At 63.4% G+C, this 19,480-nt stretch carries 22 protein-coding genes; 10 read left to right on the top strand and 12 right to left on the bottom strand.

Annotation, left to right across the window (positions count from 1 at the left end; all coding sequences use genetic code 11):
• Positions 1 to 27: 27 nt before the first annotated feature.
• Both AC4D2R_RS08195 and AC4D2R_RS08190 read right to left on the bottom strand, forming a co-directional pair.
• Positions 28 to 249: a hypothetical protein gene (locus AC4D2R_RS08195; protein WP_490900142.1), complete on the bottom strand. Its 222-nt coding sequence runs from the start codon at positions 247 to 249 to the stop codon at positions 28 to 30.
• Positions 246 to 1,637 carry a glycosyltransferase family 2 protein gene (locus AC4D2R_RS08190; RefSeq protein WP_490939175.1) on the bottom strand — a complete coding sequence of 464 codons (1,392 nt, stop codon included), beginning with the start codon at positions 1,635 to 1,637 and terminating at the stop codon, positions 246 to 248. The genes AC4D2R_RS08195 and AC4D2R_RS08190 overlap by 4 nt, the downstream gene beginning before the upstream one ends.
• Positions 1,638 to 1,928: 291 nt before the next feature.
• On the opposite strand from AC4D2R_RS08190, the gene AC4D2R_RS08185 reads away from it, so the two are divergent.
• Positions 1,929 to 2,315 (top strand): VOC family protein, encoded by a 387-nt coding sequence (locus tag AC4D2R_RS08185; protein ID WP_490939173.1) that lies wholly within the window; start codon positions 1,929 to 1,931, stop codon positions 2,313 to 2,315.
• A 56-nt stretch (positions 2,316 to 2,371) separates the two neighbouring features.
• Here the strand turns inward: AC4D2R_RS08185 and AC4D2R_RS08180 are convergent, their stop codons facing one another.
• The 4 genes from AC4D2R_RS08180 to AC4D2R_RS08165 form a co-directional block, all read right to left on the bottom strand.
• Positions 2,372 to 3,853: an NAD-dependent succinate-semialdehyde dehydrogenase gene (locus tag AC4D2R_RS08180; RefSeq protein WP_490939171.1), complete on the bottom strand. Its 1,482-nt coding sequence runs from the start codon at positions 3,851 to 3,853 to the stop codon at positions 2,372 to 2,374.
• Between the two features lie 69 nt (positions 3,854 to 3,922).
• Positions 3,923 to 4,438, bottom strand: coding sequence for a flavin reductase family protein (locus AC4D2R_RS08175; protein ID WP_490939169.1), 516 nt, complete (start codon positions 4,436 to 4,438; stop codon positions 3,923 to 3,925).
• Complete coding sequence (locus tag AC4D2R_RS08170) at positions 4,435 to 4,878, bottom strand: ester cyclase (protein WP_490939167.1); 444 nt, start codon at positions 4,876 to 4,878, stop codon at positions 4,435 to 4,437. The genes AC4D2R_RS08175 and AC4D2R_RS08170 overlap by 4 nt, the downstream gene beginning before the upstream one ends.
• Positions 4,875 to 6,503, bottom strand: coding sequence for a BCCT family transporter (locus AC4D2R_RS08165; RefSeq protein ID WP_490939165.1), 1,629 nt, complete (start codon positions 6,501 to 6,503; stop codon positions 4,875 to 4,877). Before AC4D2R_RS08165 ends, AC4D2R_RS08170 begins: the two co-directional genes overlap by 4 nt.
• Positions 6,504 to 6,689: 186 nt before the next feature.
• Here AC4D2R_RS08165 and AC4D2R_RS08160 point away from each other — a divergent pair, with 186 nt between their 5' ends.
• From AC4D2R_RS08160 to AC4D2R_RS08125, 8 genes are all read left to right on the top strand, one after another.
• Positions 6,690 to 7,382 carry a GntR family transcriptional regulator gene (locus tag AC4D2R_RS08160; RefSeq protein WP_490939163.1) on the top strand — a complete coding sequence of 231 codons (693 nt, stop codon included), beginning with the start codon at positions 6,690 to 6,692 and terminating at the stop codon, positions 7,380 to 7,382.
• Between the two features lie 80 nt (positions 7,383 to 7,462).
• Positions 7,463 to 8,071: an amino acid synthesis family protein gene (locus AC4D2R_RS08155; RefSeq protein ID WP_490939161.1), complete on the top strand. Its 609-nt coding sequence runs from the start codon at positions 7,463 to 7,465 to the stop codon at positions 8,069 to 8,071.
• On the top strand, positions 8,068 to 8,622 hold the full coding sequence (locus AC4D2R_RS08150; protein WP_490939159.1) for an amino acid synthesis family protein: 555 nt from the start codon (positions 8,068 to 8,070) through the stop codon (positions 8,620 to 8,622). Before AC4D2R_RS08155 ends, AC4D2R_RS08150 begins: the two co-directional genes overlap by 4 nt.
• A gap of 11 nt (positions 8,623 to 8,633) precedes the next feature.
• Entirely contained in the window at positions 8,634 to 9,374 is a 741-nt protein-coding gene (locus tag AC4D2R_RS08145; RefSeq protein ID WP_490939157.1) for an alpha/beta fold hydrolase, read from the top strand.
• Entirely contained in the window at positions 9,364 to 10,851 is a 1,488-nt protein-coding gene (locus AC4D2R_RS08140) for an aldehyde dehydrogenase (protein WP_490939155.1), read from the top strand. Before AC4D2R_RS08145 ends, AC4D2R_RS08140 begins: the two co-directional genes overlap by 11 nt.
• 3 nt (positions 10,852 to 10,854) lie before the next feature.
• Positions 10,855 to 11,058, top strand: a complete 204-nt coding sequence (gene thmT, locus AC4D2R_RS08135) for a 2-hydroxymuconate tautomerase (RefSeq protein ID WP_490939153.1) — start codon at positions 10,855 to 10,857, stop codon at positions 11,056 to 11,058.
• 122 nt (positions 11,059 to 11,180) lie between these two features.
• Positions 11,181 to 12,248, top strand: coding sequence for an LLM class flavin-dependent oxidoreductase (locus AC4D2R_RS08130; protein WP_490939151.1), 1,068 nt, complete (start codon positions 11,181 to 11,183; stop codon positions 12,246 to 12,248).
• A 389-nt stretch (positions 12,249 to 12,637) separates the two neighbouring features.
• The gene (locus AC4D2R_RS08125) at positions 12,638 to 13,060 is read left to right on the top strand and encodes a hypothetical protein (protein ID WP_490939149.1); all 423 of its coding nucleotides are present in this window, start codon (positions 12,638 to 12,640) and stop codon (positions 13,058 to 13,060) included.
• A 980-nt stretch (positions 13,061 to 14,040) separates the two neighbouring features.
• Here the strand turns inward: AC4D2R_RS08125 and AC4D2R_RS08120 are convergent.
• Positions 14,041 to 14,259 (bottom strand): three-helix bundle dimerization domain-containing protein, encoded by a 219-nt coding sequence (locus tag AC4D2R_RS08120; protein WP_490900138.1) that lies wholly within the window; start codon positions 14,257 to 14,259, stop codon positions 14,041 to 14,043.
• A 168-nt stretch (positions 14,260 to 14,427) separates the two neighbouring features.
• Here AC4D2R_RS08120 and AC4D2R_RS08115 point away from each other — a divergent pair, with 168 nt between their 5' ends.
• On the top strand, positions 14,428 to 14,889 hold the full coding sequence (locus AC4D2R_RS08115) for an iron chaperone (protein ID WP_490939147.1): 462 nt from the start codon (positions 14,428 to 14,430) through the stop codon (positions 14,887 to 14,889).
• 96 nt (positions 14,890 to 14,985) lie between these two features.
• Here the strand turns inward: AC4D2R_RS08115 and AC4D2R_RS08110 are convergent, their stop codons facing one another.
• From AC4D2R_RS08110 to AC4D2R_RS08090, 5 genes are read right to left on the bottom strand one after another with little or no spacing between them, the layout of a single operon-like run.
• Positions 14,986 to 15,642 (bottom strand): nucleoside/nucleotide kinase family protein, encoded by a 657-nt coding sequence (locus AC4D2R_RS08110; RefSeq protein ID WP_490939145.1) that lies wholly within the window; start codon positions 15,640 to 15,642, stop codon positions 14,986 to 14,988.
• Positions 15,639 to 16,517, bottom strand: coding sequence for a sugar phosphate isomerase/epimerase family protein (locus tag AC4D2R_RS08105; protein ID WP_490939143.1), 879 nt, complete (start codon positions 16,515 to 16,517; stop codon positions 15,639 to 15,641). Before AC4D2R_RS08105 ends, AC4D2R_RS08110 begins: the two co-directional genes overlap by 4 nt.
• A 19-nt stretch (positions 16,518 to 16,536) precedes the next feature.
• Positions 16,537 to 17,295 (bottom strand): ATP-binding cassette domain-containing protein, encoded by a 759-nt coding sequence (locus AC4D2R_RS08100; RefSeq protein ID WP_490939141.1) that lies wholly within the window; start codon positions 17,293 to 17,295, stop codon positions 16,537 to 16,539.
• The gene (locus tag AC4D2R_RS08095) at positions 17,292 to 18,329 is read right to left on the bottom strand and encodes an ABC transporter permease (protein WP_490939139.1); all 1,038 of its coding nucleotides are present in this window, start codon (positions 18,327 to 18,329) and stop codon (positions 17,292 to 17,294) included. Before AC4D2R_RS08095 ends, AC4D2R_RS08100 begins: the two co-directional genes overlap by 4 nt.
• Positions 18,330 to 18,361: 32 nt before the next feature.
• On the bottom strand, positions 18,362 to 19,369 hold the full coding sequence (locus AC4D2R_RS08090; protein WP_490939137.1) for a substrate-binding domain-containing protein: 1,008 nt from the start codon (positions 19,367 to 19,369) through the stop codon (positions 18,362 to 18,364).
• Between the last annotated feature and the right edge of the window lie 111 nt (positions 19,370 to 19,480).

Genomic DNA, 19,480 nt, shown 5'->3' with positions numbered 1-19,480 from the left:
GTGGTGATGGAAAAGCTGCGCTGACGACTAGTAGGGGGCGTCCGGGTAGATGCTGCGGGTTTCCTGGCGCTCCCGGCGTGTCCGCAGCCACGCCGGAGGGTGGGCCTTCGGCAGCACCTTCACCACGGCCAGTGCGGTGTACATGACGGTGTTGATTGCCACGACCGTCGCCAGGATGGCGAACACCTCGCTATGCAGGATCGATTCGGGAAACAGGATTCCCATCGAGATGTGCAGCCCGTTGGTCATGATATTGGCTCCGCCTTCTCCTGCTCCCGGACGCGGGTCACGTGCTTCCAGCTGGCCGTGCGGCCAAGCGAGATATCAATGATCCCCTTGACGTAGACGATGTTGAGGAACATGTCGAAGAACAGTTCGGGGAAAAGCGGCGCGGCCAACAGGCGGGCGCGCCAGCCTCCCTTCCACACCGTAACGACGCGTTCAACGATAAACAGGGCACCCAGTCCCACCCAGAACGGGAACCAAACCCATTCATCAAGGGAGAACACCATGAGGAAAACGAGAAGCACGTACGCGCTGAGCGCGATCACCCCATATCCGATGCCCAACTGCTGCGCCCAGTAGCGCATTGTCTGAGGCGTGACCCCGTAAGCGCCGATATTCTCGAGGGCACCGCGCTGCCACCGGAGCCGCTGCGCCCACAGGGTGGACCAGTTTGGCATCAGCTCCGTGACCACGGTGCATTCGCTCGGGGAAATGATGAGTGCGCCTAGGGATTTGAGGGCAATGGTGAGCTCATTGTCCTCAGTGAGTGCCGCCGTGTCGTAGACATCACCGGGAGTTCCGGGGATCGTCCGCCCCCTCTCGTCCGCAATGGTCCGCAAGGCGACCGGCCGGAAAAGCGATGCCGTCCCGGTCAGGACAAAAACGCGCCCGCGGCGGCGCCTGATCTCGCGGCTGTACCGGATGTACTCATTGCGCTGGAACTGGCCCAGAATGCCGTGTCCCGGTTCTCCATAGAACAGTCCGCCGACCGCCATGAGACCCCGGTCGTCGGCGAAACGCCGCACTGCTGCGGCGAGGAATCCGTCGTCGAGCTGGGTATCCGCATCCATCACCATGACGACGTCGTTTGGCCCGTGCGACGGAAGGATCTGCTTGAGCGCCTGATTCAGCGCGCCTGCCTTCTTCTTCGTGTTGTTCACCGATTCGATCACTTCCACGCCGGCACGGCGGGCCAGCGCGACAGTGGCATCGGTGCAGTTGTCCGCCACGACGACGATGCGCTCCGGCGGATGGGACTGGGCCTGAAGGGAAGCAATCGTTGAGGGCAGCGATGCTTCCTCGTTGTGCGCGGGGATCAGCACGGTAACCGTCACCGGCCCGTCGTACACTCCCCGGGTGGCCGCCATGACGATCCTGGGGGCCAGCGGAGCAATGTCGGCGTTAGCCGACCGCCGGGAGCGGGTGGCAATCCGCTGTTCAAGCAACGCCACCCCGGCGGCCAGCAGCACGGCCAACGCAACGGCGACAACCAGTACCCGGACGGGTGGCGCATCAGTGTTGTAAAGCACCTTCCAGGCGCCGAGGACGACGCCGGGGGTTGCACCGTCAGACGGCGAAGGGCCCCCGGCCGCAACGGCGATCCACAGCAGAGCGGCCGCGCCTCCGGCCAATAGCGCTATTACGAGACCTACTGTCCGATGAAATCGTCCCCTGCCCATTTGCCAGACATTACCAGTGTGCGTGATTCACTTCTGCCACAACAGAATTAAGGATTATGCAAATGTTTTTTCATGCCGAACGTAATTCCCACTTTGGTCCCATTTGGCGTTGGAGGCCGCAGGACGAGGTGTTCGGGGTGAACAACGGGTTGAACGTGTAGGAGCACGCGCCTACGCTGGTCCCCATCACTGCCGGGCTAGGTTGGGGGCGGCTTCTGTGAACCGAACTGAAGGGGAGGGCTCATGGAACGGGTAACGGGAATTGGCGGGGTGTTCGTGACCGGCACACGACCTGCCGAGCTGGCGCAGTGGTACAGCGACATGCTCGGTATCGACACTCCACCGGAGTCATACGATGCGAGTCCGTGGTGGCAGGACGCCGGACCTACGGTCTTCGCCGTGATGCCGCCTGACTCCGAGAACATGGGCGGCAAGGGACATTCATGGTCGCTGAATTTCCGCGTAGCCGATCTTGACGCAATGGTCGGCCAGCTGCGTCGTGGCGGTGTATCGGTTGAAGTTGACCAGGAGGTGTATCCAAACGGTCGGTTCGCTTCACTACACGACCCGGAGGGCAACCAGGTTCAGCTGTGGCAGCCCGGTGGTGCGGAGGCCGAGGGCAGCAGCTGACCGGCGGGGGGCCGCCGCTGCTGCCCACGGATGGCCCCTGGCAGGCGGGGCCGGAATCAGCTTGTGTAGGGGTCGGCGATGCCGATGTACTGGGTGGTGGTGTATTCGGCGATGCCTTCGGTGCCGCCTTCGCGTCCGAGGCCGGAGTGTTTAACTCCGCCGAAGGGCGCGGCGGCGTTGGAAATGACGCCGGCGTTGAAGCCGACCATGCCGAATTCGATCTGTTCGGCCACGCGCAGGAGTCTGTTGAGATTCCGGCTGTAGAGGTAGGAGGCAAGACCGTACTCGCTGGCGTTGGCCAGACCGATGGCCTCTTCCTCGGTGGAGAAGGTAGTGACAGGGGCGACGGGGCCGAAGATTTCCTGGCGGAGGATAGCTGCGTCGTTCGGGACGTTGGCCAGGACGGTGGGCTGGTAGAAGTAGCCGGCACCCTCCACCGGTGAGCCTCCGGTGACGGCGGTGGCGCCGGCGTCGAGAGCCGCGCTGACCAGGGCGTGCACGTCGCCGCGGGCGCCGGCGTCGATCAGCGGGCCCACCTGGGAGGCCGGGTCGGTGCCCCGTCCGGTGGTCAGGGAGCCCATGGCGGCGGCGAACCTAACGGTAAACTCCTCGGCCACCGATTCGTGGACGAGGAAGCGGTTGGCCGCGGTGCAGGCCTCGCCCATGTTCCGCATTTTCGCGGCCATCGCCCCTTCCACCGCCTTGTCCAGGTCCGCGTCCTCGAAGACGATGAACGGAGCGTTGCCGCCGAGCTCCATGGAGGTCCGCAGCACGTTCTGGGCGGCGTCGGCGATCAGGCGCTTGCCCACCGGGGTGGAGCCGGTGAAGGAAATCTTCCGCAGCCGAGAGTCCTTCAACAGGGGCCCGGAAATCCCCGACGCCGACGAGGAGGACACGACGTTCAGCACGCCGGCGGGCAGGCCGGCGTCCATCATGGTCTGCGCAAACAGCTGGGATGTCAGCGGGGTCAGCTTGGCGGGTTTGAGGACCATGGTGCACCCGGCTGCCACAGCGGGTGCGACCTTGCGGGTGGCCATGGCCAGCGGGAAATTCCACGGGGTGATGAGCAGGCACGGTCCCACGGGCTTGTGCTGCACGAGAATCTTGTTCCTACCCTCGGGGGTGGTCAGGTAGCGGCCGTAGTCCCGGACCGCTTCTTCGGAGAACCAGCGCAGGAACTCGGCGCCGTAGGCGACCTCACCGCGGGCCTCGGCCAGCGGCTTGCCCATCTCCAGGGTCATCAGCAGGGCGAAGTGCTCGGCGCGCTCAGTGACCAGGTCAAAGGCCCGGCGCAGGATCTCGGCCCGTGCCCGCGGCGCCGTGCGCGCCCAGGAGCCCTGAACCTCATCGGCTGCGTCCAGTGCCGCCACAGCGTCATCGCTCGTGGCCGAGGCAAGGGTCGCGAGCACCCCGCCGGTGGCCGGGTCGTGGACATCGAAGGTGCCGCCGTCGGAGGCATCCCGCCACTGCCCGCCAATGAGCAGGCCCGTCGGCACGGAGGCGAGGAGGCTGTTTTCCTGCTTGCTTGAAATGCTCATCAGTACTTCTTCCTCGGGGAATTGAATCAATGGTTACGACTTAGCGGGACCTTGTTGAGCATCCGCTGATCATGGGAGCTCTGTGAGGGCTCCGCCGTCGTAGAAGTGCGCGGCCCGATAAAGGATGGGCTGTTTGTCGGCGACGGTTACGTGGCGGACGCGCCCGATGAATACGGTGTGGGTTTTCGCCTGGAAGCGTTCCCTGATCTCCGCTTCGAGCGAGGCTGCGGCGCCGGTAAGCATTGGAGAGCCGTGCGGCGCCGGAGCCCAGTCCACTTGGGCGAATTTGTTATCGCTCTTGCCTGCGAACACACCGACCACATCCTTTTGGTCGGTCGCCATGATATTGATACCGAGGTGGGTGGCCCTGAACAGCGAGGGGTGGGTCGTTGAGCTGTGTTGGACACAGACCATGACGACGGGCGGATCGTAGGAGATGGACGCGTAGGCGTTTACGCATAGTCCGCGGGGTTCGCCGTCGTCGTCAACGGTGACCACGGTGACGCCGGTGACGAACTGCTTGTTGAAGGCGCGGACCAGTGTCGGGTCGACGTCGTGGGCCAGTGCGGGTTTAGTGTCGTTCATTCTGACTCCAAATAAATGATGCCAAGTGCAGTGAGTAGCTGGCGTGGATCCCAGGTCACGTGTTCTTCGACGAGCTTGTCGTTGCTGAATATGCAGTGATTGGATCCATAGGTCTCGACGGAACGCCGGGTGGACGGAACGCCAAGGAATTCGTTCTGGTGCGTTCCGGTGCTGTGCCAGAAGATGGCCATGTGGTCGCCCTCTTCGATGATCGCATCGATCGTGGTGTGCAGATCAGGGAAAGCAGCCCGTGAGTTCTTGATGGCCTCGATGAGCTCACTAGACGATTGAGCGCTTGTGGAACCAGCGGAGTGTCGCTCGTACCCGGTATCGAGCAGTTCCTCCAAGAGGGCCGTGTCGCCCTCATTCCATGCTGCCGCCCAGGCCTCGGTCACCTTGGCCGCCCTGGTGGAGACTCCGGTGGTCGATGCCCTGCTCATTTTTCCTCCTCGCTTCGGGTATCAGCCGGGGTGGCTACTACGGAACGGGCGCGTCGGTTCATGGCCATGATTTCCGGATCACGACGCAGCTCGATCATCAGCGATATGGCCAGGAGCACGACAATGATGGTGAAAGGTGCGGCAGAGAGGATGACTGCCTGTTGGAGGGCGGCGAGCCCTCCGGCGAGCAGAAGCACGATCGCGGTGATTCCTGTAACCGTGCCCCAGACCACGAGCACCGGACGCTTCGGCGTGAGAACACCGTTGCTGGAGAGCATGCTCAGGACGTAGGTGTTGGCGTCTGCGCCGGAGATGAAGAACAGTACGACGAGGAGGATGGTGATGGCGGATGTGATGCCGGCCAGGGGCAGCTCTGCGAGCATTGCGAAGAATGCGGAGTTGACGTCGCTGGCGGCCGCTTCGCCGATGGCGCCGTCGCCGGTCATGTCACTGTGGATCGCGGTGCCGCCGAAGACAGTGAACCAGATGAAGAAGACGAGGCTTGGGACTCCGAGGACGCCGACGATGAACTGACGGATGGTGCGGCCGCGCGAGATCTTGGCGAGGAAGACGCCGACAAAGGCGCCCCAGGCGATCCACCAGGCCATCATGAAGTAGGTCCACCACTGCATCCACTGCAATTCAGAGTCACCCTGCGGGGTGATGAGACTCATCGAAATGAAGTCGTTGAAATAGCGGCCGATGGACTCGAAAAAGAGGTTGCTGATGAAGTTTGTGGGGCCGGCGATCAGGACGAAAACCAGGAGGCCGACGGCCAGTACCATCGTGGTCTGGCTGATGTAGCGGATGCCGCGGTGGACGCCGCTGAGGGCCGATGCTGTGAACAGCACGGTGATCACCGCGACAATACCGATCTGCATGGCGGTGCCGCCGGGCAGCCCGAACACACTTTGAATCCCATTGTCGATCTGCGCTGCACCAAGTCCGAGCGAAGTGGTGGTGCCAAACAGGGTGGCGATGATCACGAGGACGTCCACGGCCCTGCCGGCCCAGCCGTCAGCGCTCTTGCCAAGGATGGGACGGAGCATCGTGGAAACGAGGGTGCTTCGGCCAAGCCGGTGTGTCGAGTACCCAATGGCGAGGCCGAAGACGGCGAACACCGCCCAGGCATGGATCCCCCAGTCAAAGAAACTGAACTGCATGGCACGAACGGCTGCCTCCCGCGAGCCGGCTTCCGCAAGGCCATGGGGAGGGGCCGCAAAGTGGGAGATCGGTTCGGCGACCCCATAGCTGATCAGTCCCACGCCCATCACCGCCGACAGGATCATCGCCAGCCAGGCGTAGGTCGGATAGTCAGGGCGGGAGGTGGAAGGACCGAGCCGGAGGGCTCCGTACCGGCTGAACATGATGTAGACGAGCAGCCCGACGAGCCCGAGGGTGACGACCAGATAACCCCATCCCACGGATGCGGTGACCCAGTTGAGGGCGCTTGTCATTGTGGTGTTGAGGTTGTCGGTGAACACCGTCGCCCAGATGACGAATGCAGCGATGAGCCCCAGGGAGATCCAGAAGACAGATCCGACACCTTGGGGAGAATCCGAATGAGAAGCGTCGCTCAGGGCCTCGACGGGCGCCGGCGGAACGCTGGTGGATGTCTGTTCCATACAACAGACGGTAGATTGCTGGTGTGACCGAGTCAATAGTTGAGGGCAGAAAAATGTGGTTCACCTCACAAAGGAGTATCTTGAGACCAGTGATCACGCGTGTTCGTCGGGCAATCACTCAGACCTCGCCGCTGATGTATGCAAGGTTCTTGACGCGTTGGAAAGGCACCGTGTAGCTTATCTACCATGCAACAGAGTTCACGAAGGACATCCCCCGACGACGTCATCCAGCTGCCGGCTCCCCCCTTGCTGGACCGGCTCCGTCAATTGGTGCTCAGCGGTGACTACCCCGCAGGAACAGCATTGAGTGAGACGATCCTGGCCCAGGAGTTCAACGTCAGCCGCACCCCGGTGCGGGAGGCCCTGAAGCAGTTGCAGGCCGAAGGGCTTGTGGAAATCAGGCCAAAGGTCGGGACATTCGTGCGGGAACCAAGCCGCCGCGAGATCGTCGAGATGTTCCAACTCAAGGAAATCCTGGAAGGCCTGGCCGCCGGACTCATGGCGCGCCGCGGCGCGGTGCCGGAACTCACCAAACTGGACACGAACATTGAAGCCTCGGAGGAGGCGGCGCAAAACGGTGACTCCGAGGCCTATGCATCGCTGGTTCACGAGTTTCACCAGCTCATCGTCGACGGCAGCGACCACCACAAGCTCGCAGAGCAATACCGGACCCTCATGAACCAACTTGCGTACTACCAGCGCCTCGTGGCGACGACCATCGCCCACCCCGGACGCATCGCGCGCTCCGTCGCCGAGCACCGGAAGGTCGTGGCCATGATCCGCGCCAAGGACGCCATGGGCGCGGAGTGGGCCATGCGCGACCACGTCGTCACGGCAGCACGTGAAGTCGCCTTGGATCAGCACAACGCCGACGGCTGAAATGCCTTCTTCTTCCGCAACCACTACAAGGAGCTAGTGATGCTCATTTCCATCTTGACCCCCCTGGCCGGGACTAAATGATGAACAATCAGGGCCCGGCCATCCGCAAGATCGTCTATTACAGCGAGGAAATCCTGCTCGAGAACGGCCTATCCCCCGCGGTCCCGGCCATTCGCGCTACGGCAGCGGCCGTGGTCACCAACCCCTGGCTGGAGGGCAAGGCCACCGACGACCTGAACGAGCAGGTAATCCAGGTAGCTCCGGCCCTTGCCCGCAGACTCACCGACGTACTCATCAAGGAACTCGGAGGTATTGACGCAATCCAGGCCTTCGGGAAAGCAGCGATCGTCGGCACCGACGGTGAGATTGAACACGGTGCAGCCCTCATCCACACCCCATTCTTCGGCAACCTCGTCCGGGAGTACTTCGACGGTGAATCCATCATCTGCTTCGCCGACGACCGGGCAGACGCCGGCGCCTCGCTCGTCGTGCCGCTCTGGCACAAGAATGCTGCCGCCACCCGCACGCACTACCAGACCATCACCACCCGGATCAGCGATGCGCCGCGGGCCAGAGAGATTGTCGTCGTACTGGGTGCGTCAACCGGGCCCCGCCCACATCCGCGTATCGGGGACCGGCTTACCGACCCCGATGTCAAAGCAGCGACCCTAGGAGAACTGATCTCATGAGCATTCGTAAAATCGTCACACTGACCGATGACATCCTCATCGAGGGCGGCCGCGAAGTCAGCCCGGCGGCACGGGTCGCCGTCGTCGCAGCCGTCATCAAAAACCCTTGGGCCGGCCAGGGATTCGTCGAGGATCTTTCAGCGGGAATCGACGGCAACGCCTCCGACATTGGCGCCCTGCTCGCCCCCCGCGTACTTGAGGCCCTCGGCGCCCCCGCCGAAGCGTACGGCAAGGCTGCCATCGTGGGCCTAAACGGCGAAATCGAGCACGGCTCGGCCCTGATTCACACCCTTGCCTTCGGGAACCATTTCCGCGACGCCGCCAATGCCACTACGCTCCTGCCGGCCGTGGAAAAGCGCGGGCCGGCGGGCGTTGTATTCGACATTCCGCTCAAGCACATCACTGACGCGACCATCCGCTCCCACCACCAGAGCATTGAAGTGCGGATCAATGACGCACCGCACCCTGATGAAATTGTGATCGCCCTCGCTGCGGCCGCGCAGGGACGCCCACAACAGCGTCTCGCCGCGTTCGCCACCGAAACGAAGTAGGAGAATCCCCCGTGAGCCGCGAGCGCGTAGCACTGATCCACGGCGTCGGCCTCGACGGGTCGATGTGGGGACCGCTGCGTGAGTTTCTTGAACCGGAATACGACGTACAGGTCCTCGAACTCCTAGGGCACGGACACCGCGGAAAAGCTGCGCCCGAAGGGGTGACGCTTGCCGAGCTCGCGGCCGACGCCGCAGAGCGCATGGAACCGGGCACCCATGTGGTGGGGTTCTCGCTGGGCGCCCTCGTCGCACAGCACCTGGCCCGGTTCCGTCCCGATCTCGTTGCCTCACTGGTTTCGGTCGGATCGGTGTGCGCCCGTACCGCTGGGGAGCAGGCGGCTGTGATGAAGCGGCTGGCCGCCGCGGAATCGGACTTCCCGTCAACAGTGGAGGCGTCAATCCGCCGGTGGTACCCCGAAGGATCTCCCGTACCGGTGGAACTGGTCCAGGGAACAAGGGAAGTCCTGCTTCGAAACGACCCCCGATCCTTCCTTGCCTGCTACCGCGTTTTCGCAACCGCAGACGCGGAAATGGCGCCCGAACTCCCCCGGATCACCGTTCGGTCCCATGCAGTCACCGGAGAACTGGACCCGGGGTCGACGCCTGAGATGAGCTCCCGGCTCGCCGCGGCTATCCCCGGCGGAACCTATTCCGTCATCAGCGGGGCCCGTCACATGATGCCTGTGGAGCGCCCCCAAGAGCTCGCCAACACCCTCACTGCTTTCTTCAAGGAGCATTCACATGTCGACTGACCGCCGCTACGAGCACTTCATCAACGGAGACTGGGTCCCGCCGTCATCCGGGGAATACTTTGACAGCACCAACCCGGCCACCCTGGACGTGCTCTACAGCGCTGCGCGAGGCAACGCAGCGGACATCAACCGGGCGGTATCAGCCGCAGCGGCTGCTTTCGAGAATCCCGCGTGGCGGGACCTAAGCCAGACCAGGCGCGGGCACCTGCTCCGCCGGTTAGGGGACCTCGTGGGCGAGCATGCGGACGAACTCGCCCGCATGGAATCCGAAGACAACGGCAAGCTCCTGAGGGAAATGCGCGCCCAGCTCAACGCGATGCCCGAGTACTACTATTACTACGCCGGTTTGGCGGACAAGATACAGGGCGACACCATTCCGGGCTCCAGCCGCGCGATGTTGAACTACACCCTGCGCGAACCCCTCGGCGTCGTGGGAGCGATCACGCCATGGAACTCGCCGCTCACGCTGACCACCAGCAAACTCGCCCCCGCACTGGCGACCGGCAACACCATCGTGATCAAGCCCTCCGAATACACGTCCGCCACCGTTCTGCGGCTGGCCGCGCTGGCTGAGGAAGCCGGCTTCCCGCCAGGCGTCATCAACGTCGTTACCGGATTCGGCGCAGAAGCCGGAGCCGCGCTGGTCGATGACCGCCGCCTGGCCAAAATATCGTTCACAGGCAGCACCGCCACAGGTGCACGAATCGCTTCCTCAACCGCGTCCCGCTTCATCGGGTCGACGCTGGAACTGGGCGGCAAGTCCCCCAACATCGTCTTCGCCGACGCGGACATAGCCAATGCGTCGATGGGAGTGGTTGCCGGCATCTTCGCCGCTGCCGGCCAGACCTGCATCGCCGGCAGCCGCGTGTTTGCCCACAAGGCCGTCTATGACGAACTGCTCGAGCGGGTAGCCAACCGTGCCCGAAGCATCGTCATTGGGGACCCGCTCCTGGACGCAACGGAACTCGGGCCGCTGGCCTTCGCGGATCAGAGGGACAAGGTGGCCAGTTATGTCGATCTCGGCGTCTCTGAAGGGGCCACGGTTCTGACCGGCGGCAGCCGGCCCGACACCGGCCTCGGCGGATACTTCTTCGAGCCCACCGTCCTCACCGACGTCGACAACTCCATGCGCGTGGTCCGTGAGGAGATCTTCGGCCCCGTCGCGGCGATCATGCCGTTTGAATCAGAGGAGGAGGTGCTCCGCCTGGCAAATGACACCAACTACGGGCTGGCCGCTGGTATTTGGACCAGCAACCTCTTCAGGGCTCATCGCATGGCCAGCCGCCTCGAAGCCGGGACAATCTGGGTGAACACCTACCGCACGATGTCACCCCAATCACCACGTGAAGGCTTCAAGGCCAGCGGTGTCGGCGTCGAACACGGCATTGAAAGCATCCGTGAATACACGCGGGTCAAGAGTGTGTGGATCAACACCGACGAATCCCCGCTCGCCGATCCTTTCATCATGAGGAGCTAAGGCATGCCCATCATCGATATTTCCATCTCGGAGGGCCGCACGCCCGAGCAGTTGCGCGCGCTCGTGAAAGCAGTCCATACGGCTGTTCTCGAGACCGTCGACGCCCGCCCCGAACACATCACCGTATTGCTCCGCGAAATCCCGCGGAGCCGCTGGGCCGTCGGCGACACAACACTCGCCGAGCGAGACAAAGCGACCAAAGGTTAGCGAGTGCCTTTCGGGCTCGCACGGAACCAGAAAAGCCAGCGCCGAACGAAACGCAGCAGCCCGAAAGCAGCACCCGACAACGAGGCGTCGACCAACGCCGCCGCACAACGAAGGAGTCACTCATGCGCTTTTCCCTCTTCACCCACATGGAGCGCTGGGACGAAACCGTCTCGCACCGCGAATGCTTCGAGAACCTAACGGAACTCGTCCTCATCGCGGAAGCCGGCGGGTTCAGCACCGTGTGGATTGGTGAGCACCACTCGATGGAATACACGATCTCTCCCAGCCCCATGCCCCAGCTTGCATACCTGGCGGCACGCACGTCGCGCATCCGGTTGGGTGCCGGAACGATCATCGCACCCTTCTGGAACCCGCTCCGCGTAGCCGGTGAAACGGCCCTGCTTGATGTCATCAGCAATGGTCGGATGGAAGTGGGCCTGGCTCGCGGCGCCTACCAGTTCGAGTTCGACCGCCTCATGGGCGGCATGCCCGCAGTCGATGGCGGCAAGCACTTGCGGGAACTGGTTCCGGCCGTGCGCGCGCTCTGGAAAGGCGACTACGCACATGACGGCGAGATCTGGCAGTTCCCGACCTCCACCAGCGTACCCAAGCCTCTGCAGAAGCCGACCCCGCCCATGTGGATTGCCGCCCGTGACATCTCCTCGCACGAGTTCGCCGTCGCGAACGGATGCAATGTGATGGTGACGCCGCTCATGAAAGGCGACGAGGAGGTCGAAGACCTTGCGCACAAGTTCGACACCGCTGTGGGTAACAACCCCGGCGTCCCCCGCCCCGATCTCATGGTGCTGCGCCACACGCATGTCCATCCCGCGAACGAGCCTGAGGGATGGCGGCGTCCGGCCGAGGGCATCCAAAAGTTCTACCGGACGTTCGATGCCTGGTTCGGGAACAAGACCACTCCGAAGGACGGTTTCCTCGATCCCAGCCCTGCAGAGAAGTTCGCCGACCGCCCGGAATTCACGCCCGAGTCCCTCCACCAGACGGCGCTCATTGGGACGCCTGACGAGGTGATCGAGCGGCTCCGACGCTACGAGGCACTGGGCGTTGATGAGTTCAGCCTCTGGTCCGATAACAGCCTGACCCATGAGGATAAAAAGCGCTCGCTCGAACTCTTCATCGAGCACGTCGTGCCGGCCTTCCAGGAGCAGAACGCTACTGCGGCACGCTGACGTCAACCGGTCGCGAAGCTACGTTGGCGCCCCTGGACGGCACAGGCCGGGCTTCAATTCCCGGGTGGCCGGAACGGATCCAGCCTGCAGTGCACTGGGCGGACCGTGCCGGCTCTTTTGCGGTGGCCGGCCGTCGTCTAGGCTTAAGCCGTGCCTTTCGAGGCCGTGCAGGAATGGCTCCGCTGGGGAAGCCGGACCGACCACTTGAAAACCGCATCGAATGCACCGGAGACAAAACGGCTCCCGGCACTGAGGCTGGGGTCTGCTCGAACTCAGCTGCATCCGCTCTGGGCAAAAGCGGACGGACCCGCCGGACATCCGGCCGCAGCGCCGATGAAGCGCGCCCGTCCCCATCATCGATCCGGCGTTCATGGAAGTAGAAACCCATCATGAAAAAGTCGCTCAGCTGGCGGCTGTTGATTCTTGTTGCCGGGACGCTGCTTGGCTTGCTTGCGGGCCTGGGCCTTTCAGCTCCCGTGGTTGCTGCCCCCGTCCAGGCCGTAACCGCTGCGGATCATAACCGGGACAACAGCGGCGACCTTACGTTGAAGGTCGACCGCGACGGCAAGCTGAAGGTCATCGGCAAGGATTACGAGGCCAAAAAGGTCTATGTGAAGATCGTCCAGACCAATCACAAGGGCAAGGACAAGGTGATCGACGAGCGTGACGTGCGCACGCATCGCGGCGAGTTCAAGTTCGACAGCAAGAAGGCCAAGTGCGGCAACGACTACCGGGCTCACAGCTACAGCAAGAAGGACGGCTGGGACAAGAGCAATAAGGTCAAGATCGACTGCGGCAAGGACGGTCACTAGCGCAAGGAGTATCCATCACCGTCTTCTGGCCTCATAACGGACGCCTCGGCAGGAAAATCCAAGCAGGCAGAGGGCTGATGCAATGGCCCACCACCTATGTACGGCGTCGGCCCGCCCTCGCTCCACAAGCGCGGGCAGGCCTTCAAATGCCGGAGGGGAACAGGCATTGGATCGGCAGCAAGCGCCAGTTGAGCCTATGGTGAGGAGGCGCGGTTGTGGTGTCTGGGCGCGTCGGGTCCCGGCTGCAGCGGACCATTGAATCGAAAAAGGACCAACGGCGCCCGCCGTCGGACCGATTCATGCTTCTACAATGAACCATTGCGATCTATGGGGGAAAGATGCAGCAGTCCTTAGCCAATGTGCTTACCGCGGCCCTTGCAGTACTTGCCCTGTCGGCGTGCGGGCATCAGCAACCGCCGGCGGATGAGACCGCCACCAAGGCGGTGGGCCCCCTGCCCCCTTCGGTCACTTCAACACCGGCCCCAGCAGGCCCCTCCCGCGAACCGCCGCCGTCGGTGCCAACAACAGGTCTGCCGTCCGCGGACTTTTGCGGGGCCGGCGAAGCGTACCTCGGAAAGTTCCCTGACCTTCCTCGAGTGGATCCTCCGGCGGGAACAACCCCGCTGCCATTGGAAGGCATGTGTGTATACACGGCCTCCGTCGGGGAAGTCTACGCACCCATCGCGACCCTTGGTGCCCTGAGCCTGTCCGGCGGCGGTGATGAACTCGACATGATCAGACAAGGCTGCGACGAAGGCGGACAACTTTCACCGGGTGACACCCGCATCAGTGCGGAGTGGATCCAGTCCCGCGGTTGGTCTGGCTGGACTGGGAGCAATGGCCCCGCTCAGCAGGCAACGCTGTGCACTGACAGTCACTACTTCACCGCCGCCTTGGTGAACGTTCCCGGGTCCACGTCCGAGCATGCCTTGGACGCGATCCTGGCTTCCATCGACTGAAGCTCAGCCTTTTCGGGCCGGCTAGCGGTCGTGGTGCTGGCCGGTGAATTCGCGGTGGATCCGGTTCCGGGCGCTGTGCTCGACGAGGGTCGGTATGTACGTCCGGATCCGGCCTCCGTCCAAGGTGTCGTACTCCTCCTCGACGATGACCTCGACCTGCGGTCGCGGGGCCTCCGGGTAGCGGGCGGCCAGCCGGTCAACGATACGCATGACGATATGGTCCTTGCTGTCCTCGTTCATCGGCTCAGTGTAGCCAGCCCATGGCGGGGCGGCGGATCATTACGAAGCGCTCAGACGGCTAGGGGCGCCCTCGCAGGCCTACTCAACCGGCGCAATCAAGTAGTTCCACATAAGCCGCCGCTTCCTATGATGAGGATTGTGGTATCAGATCGTAGAGAGGAACTTGCCATGAAGGAGACGGAAAGCGCCGACAAAAACACCAAGGCGCAGGACGGATTCACGGACGAGGAACGGGTCGCGATGAAGGAGCGCGCTCGGGAGCTCAAGGCGGCATCACGCCGGCCGCGGGGCGCCAAGGCCGATGGTGAAAGCGACGTGCTCGAGAAGATCGCCGAGATGCCCGAACCTGATCGCGTCATCGCCGAGCGGATCCACGCCATCGTCAAGGCCAGCGCACCGGCACTCGTACCGAAAACCTGGTACGGGATGCCCGCATATGCCAAGGACGGCAAGGTCGTCTGCTACTTCCAAAGCTCGCACAAGTTCAAGTCACGGTATGCGACGTTGGGGTTCGATAACGCGGCGAACCTCGATGACGGCACGATGTGGCCCACGTCCTTCGCCCTGACGAAGCTGACCGCCGCCGATGAGGCAACGATCAGCGCGCTGGTCAAGAAGGCCGCAAGCTAGGGCAGGACGGTCCTAACACTGAACACTGTGGGTTTCCATGCCCCAGCCACCGCACGCCGCTCCCACGCCTCCACCCCAGGCTGCTGGCCGCCTGCGTCAGAGTCGGGCGACATCCTCGAGCGTAACGATCAGGTCCGCCCGGTCTCTCGTGTTGCGGATGAGACGGGCGTTGCGTTCATCCACGTTCGCCACCCAGTCAGTGGCAGCAGCCGGGCTTTTCCCGAAGCGGATGTGCCGGGCGATGAGCCGTTCCACCCGGAGCTGGTCATCCTGCTCGCAGTACCAGATCTCGGTGCACTGGGATCGGACGTCGCGCCAGCCGGGTTCGTCAAGCAGGAGGTAATTGCCCTCGGTGAGGATTGTGGTTGCCGACGGATGAACCGGGATGGCCCCTGCGAGGGGCTGTTCAATGGTGCGTTCAAAGCCCGGTGCGTACACCACGGCCTCCCGCGGTCCACGCAGCCTCTCCAGGAGGGCCGCATAACCGTACGCATCGAAGGTATCCGGCGCTCCCTTGCGGTCGAGCCGGTCGAGGCGGGCCAGTTCGACGTCGGCCAAGTGGTAGCCGTCCATCGGCACATGCGCGTGATGTTGGCGCTCGGGCGCGGTCTCTTCGGCGTTGAGCCGGACCATGAGCTGCTCAACGAGCGTGGTCTTGCCGGCCCCGGGGGCCCCGACCACCCCGATAATGACCGGTGCGGGATGGGATTCCTGCAGGAGCGCGATCCGTTCGAGAAGATCCTCCAGCGTCACCGCGCCGCCTGGCTTGCGTGGAGCTGGTTCTGCATGAAGGTCCGGGCGTGCACGGCGAGGTCCTCGCTGTCGGTCCACAGGTTCCGCCACACCGCGAGGTCGTTGGACAACCCCCGGGCGACGACAGCCGAGGAGAAGCTTTCGAAGGTGATGGCGCCGGTGTAGTTGATGCCGGCGAGGGCGTGGAAGAACGAGGTGAAGTCAAGGTGTCCCGAGCCGAGGTAACCCCGGTGGTTTTCCCCGATATGAACGTAACCGAGCCGCTCCCCCACCTCGTACACGGGGGTGACAAGGTCATTTTCCTCGATGTTCATGTGGTAGGTATCGAGGTGGATCAGGACGTTGTCCTCGCCGATGTCGTCTGCCAGCCGCAATGCGTCCCGTGCGGTGTTGATGACGTTGGTTTCGTACCTGTTGCAGATCTCCAGCCCGAGGGTCATGGAGCGGGACTGCGCCTCGGCGGCGAGGTCCTTCAGGACCCTCACCACGTTGTTCCTGCCGGCGGCTGTCATGGGCGCCCCGTATTTGCCCAGAGCGCTGAAGAGGGCTCCGGTGAAATGCGTGCCTCCCATCTCGTGGGTGATGCGCAGGGAGTCCTGCAGCAGTTTTGCGCCGCGGTCCACCGTCGCCGTGTCCTCACTGGAGACGTCCGCATCGAAGGCCAGGCCGCGTGAACACACCACGTCCAGGTTGTTGTCCGCGAGCAGCTTCCGAGCGTGGTCGACGTCGAGGTTGAGGGAGTCGTGCAGAGAGAACTCGACGAGGTCGTAACCGGCGGTGGCCGTGCGCGTGATGACGGTCTCGACCGATTCCCGCGAGGTGTCCCCTGCCCAGACGAGGGCGTGGACGCCGAGTGCGTTGGTTGTTGTTGTCATAGTCATGTGTTCCTTTGGTCTACTGCTCACGGGAGCCAGTGATGAGGGCAACGATTTCGTCGCCGGTGGTCTCGTTGGTGCGCCGGCCCGCAACACAGCGGCCGGCCCGCATCACCCAGACCTGGTCACTAAGGCGCATGACCTGGCTGAAGTTGTGGCTGATAAGGAGCACTGAATGCCCGTCGTCACGCAGCTTCAGGATCAGCTGCTCCACCTTGGCGGTCTCCTGCACGCCAAGGGCGGCGGTCGGTTCGTCCATGATGACGAGCTTCGAGCTGAAGCCCGCGGCCCGGCAGATCGACACCGCCTGCCGCTGCCCGCCGGACAGCCGACGGACCTTCGATTTCACGGCCGGGACGTTCACCGCGAGCGTCGACACCATCCTCTCGGCTTCCTCGCGCATGGCCTTGCGGTTCAGGAAACGAATGGGACCGACGCCGCGGGTTATTTCACGGTTGAGGAACAGGTTCTGCCAGACGGTGAGATCGTCGACGAGCGCCAGATTCTGATGCACGGTCTCGATGCCCTTTTCCCTGGCGTCCTCAGGATTGCGGAAGTGTATTTCTTCGCCGTCGAAACGGATCGATCCCGACTGTGCACGGTGGATGCCCGCGATGCAGCGCACCAGGGTGGACTTCCCGGCGCCGTTGTCTCCCACGAGTGCGGTGATCTCCCCCGGCGCGAGGGTGACACTGACGTTTTGCAGTGCCTTGACGCTCCCGAAGGACAGGGACACATCACGGACGTCGACGATGGGCTCGGTGATGGTGGTGGTCATTTCTGGAACCTCGAGAGTAGTGCGGCAAGAATGACGACGATGCCGACGGCCAGTGGCTGGTAGAACTGCGAGACGTTCATCAGGGTGAGCCCGTTGGTGAGGACGGTCAGCAGCAGCGCGCCCACGATCGGCCCGAAGATGTTGCCTCGGCCTCCGGTGAGGCTGACGCCCCCGAGGACGACGGCGGCGACGGAGTTGAGCAGGAAGGTGGTGTTCGCTGCCGGTTCGGACGCCCCCACCCGAGCGATGAGCATGATTGCTGCGATGCCGGCAAGTACACCTGAGATGGTGTAGACCGCGATCTTGATCCGTGCCGTGCTGATGCCGGTGGCCTGCGCTGCTTCCTTCGACCCGCCGGTGGCGAAGAGGTGAGTGCCGAAGCGGGTTCGGAAGAGCACCACGTGCGCTATTACGGCGATCACGGCGGCCACAAGGAACGGAAAGCCGAAGATCAGCAGCCCGTGTGTTGAGAAGTTGATGAGGTCCACGCTGAACACGGAGATCGGCTTCCCGTCGGACAGGACCAGGGCCAGCCCGGACGCGACCGAAAGGGATCCGAGGGTCACGATGAAGTCCGTAATCTTGCCTTTGGCCACCAGGATGCCGTTAAGCAACCCGATCAGCGTGCCGGCTACGACGGCCGCGAGCATGCTCACAACCAGTCCGGCCCCTTGGGAGAAGGCAATGCCGAAGGCGATTACTCCAAGCGTCATGGTTGAGGCGACGGACAGGTCGATACCGTCGCTGAGGATCACGAATGCCTGCCCGATGGTCAGCACCATCAGGATGGACGACGCCACGAGGATCGACTGGACGTTCCCCAGGGTCAGGAACACCGGGTTCAGCGCGGTGAAGACGATCACCAGCAGCACCAGCCCGATGATGGCGGCGTGGTCGGCCCAGAATCCGATGCGCCGCAGGTTGGAGTACCAGCGGTCGCCCTGGGCCGTGGCCGGGGGGCCGGAGCGGCTAGGCCTGGTCGCCGGCGGAGTGTTCCCCACCGGAGTTGGGGGTGTGTGCGAAACGGAGGACATGGCGCCTGGCTTCCTTGATCGGGCCTGAACTGCTACTTGGCGAACGGGTTCTCGTAGTCTTCGAAGGGGGCGGGTGCGGCCTCGATTGCCTCGGCGACATTGTCGTTGGTGACAAGGGCCACCGGTGCCTCGACGTTCTCCGGAAGATCGTCGCCGGCGACAGCTGCGGCGCAGGCCTGTGCCCCCATCTCGCCGATCGCGTAGGGGTACTGTGCGACGGTCGCGGTCAGCTCGCCGGATTCAACGCCGGCAAGTCCCTCAGGGACTCCGTCCACGCTGATGATGGAGACCTTGCCGGTCAGGCCCGCATCGGCGACGGCCCGGGCCACACCCAGTCCCATGACGTCGTTGGCCACGAAGAAGCCGGCGATGTCGGGGTTGGCACGCAGCAGGTCCCCCGCCTTAGTCAGTGCCACCTGGCGGTCCCAGTCTGCGGAGACGGTCTCCAGCACCTGGGCCTTTGTGCCTAGGCCCTCCGTGAAGCCGGTCACTCGATCACCACTGGTCACGTCGCCCGCGATGCCGCCGATCACGGCGACCTTTGCACCGTCATCGACGAGGCTGGCCATGTGCTCGCCCGCAAGTTTGCCGGCGGAGACGTTGTCGGTGCCGATGTAGGTGTCCGGAGTGGCTTCCGCGGAAGCGGCGGCCTCCGGGTCAACAGGGCTGTCGATGTTCACGACGGTCTTTCCGCTGGCCTTCAGCTGTGCGACACCTTGGAGCAGGTTGTTGCCGCTGATGGGGTTGATGATGAAGCAGTTGAAGTCCTGGCCTGCGAGGGAGGAGAGCCGGTCAGCCTGGCCGCTCGTGTCGGTGATGTCCTGTGCGGCCTGAACGGTGATTGAACTATCCGCCGCCTTGATGCCGTCTTCCATGGACTGGAAGAACGGGTTGTCCAGCCCCTTGATGACGGCAGCAGTTTTCGCTTCTCCACCCTCGCCGGAGGCCGGTGTCGTGGCGGTGGTGCTGCAGCCAGCCAGTGTGAGGGCCCCTGCAGCGGTTGTGGCAATAACAATCAAGGTGTTGCGTAGCTGTGGCATCGTTGCCCCTTCTGACTTTGAAAACCATATGTACGTCGAAGTAACGTTGAGTGTTAGCATAACTATGGGACGTGACGCACGCAACCCCTGCCCCGCCCGGGTTAATATGGC

Source organism: Arthrobacter sp. TJ-217 (assembly GCF_058269255.1).
The sequence above is the reverse complement of the archived record's forward strand: the minus strand, read 5'-3'. Positions and strand labels throughout refer to the sequence as shown.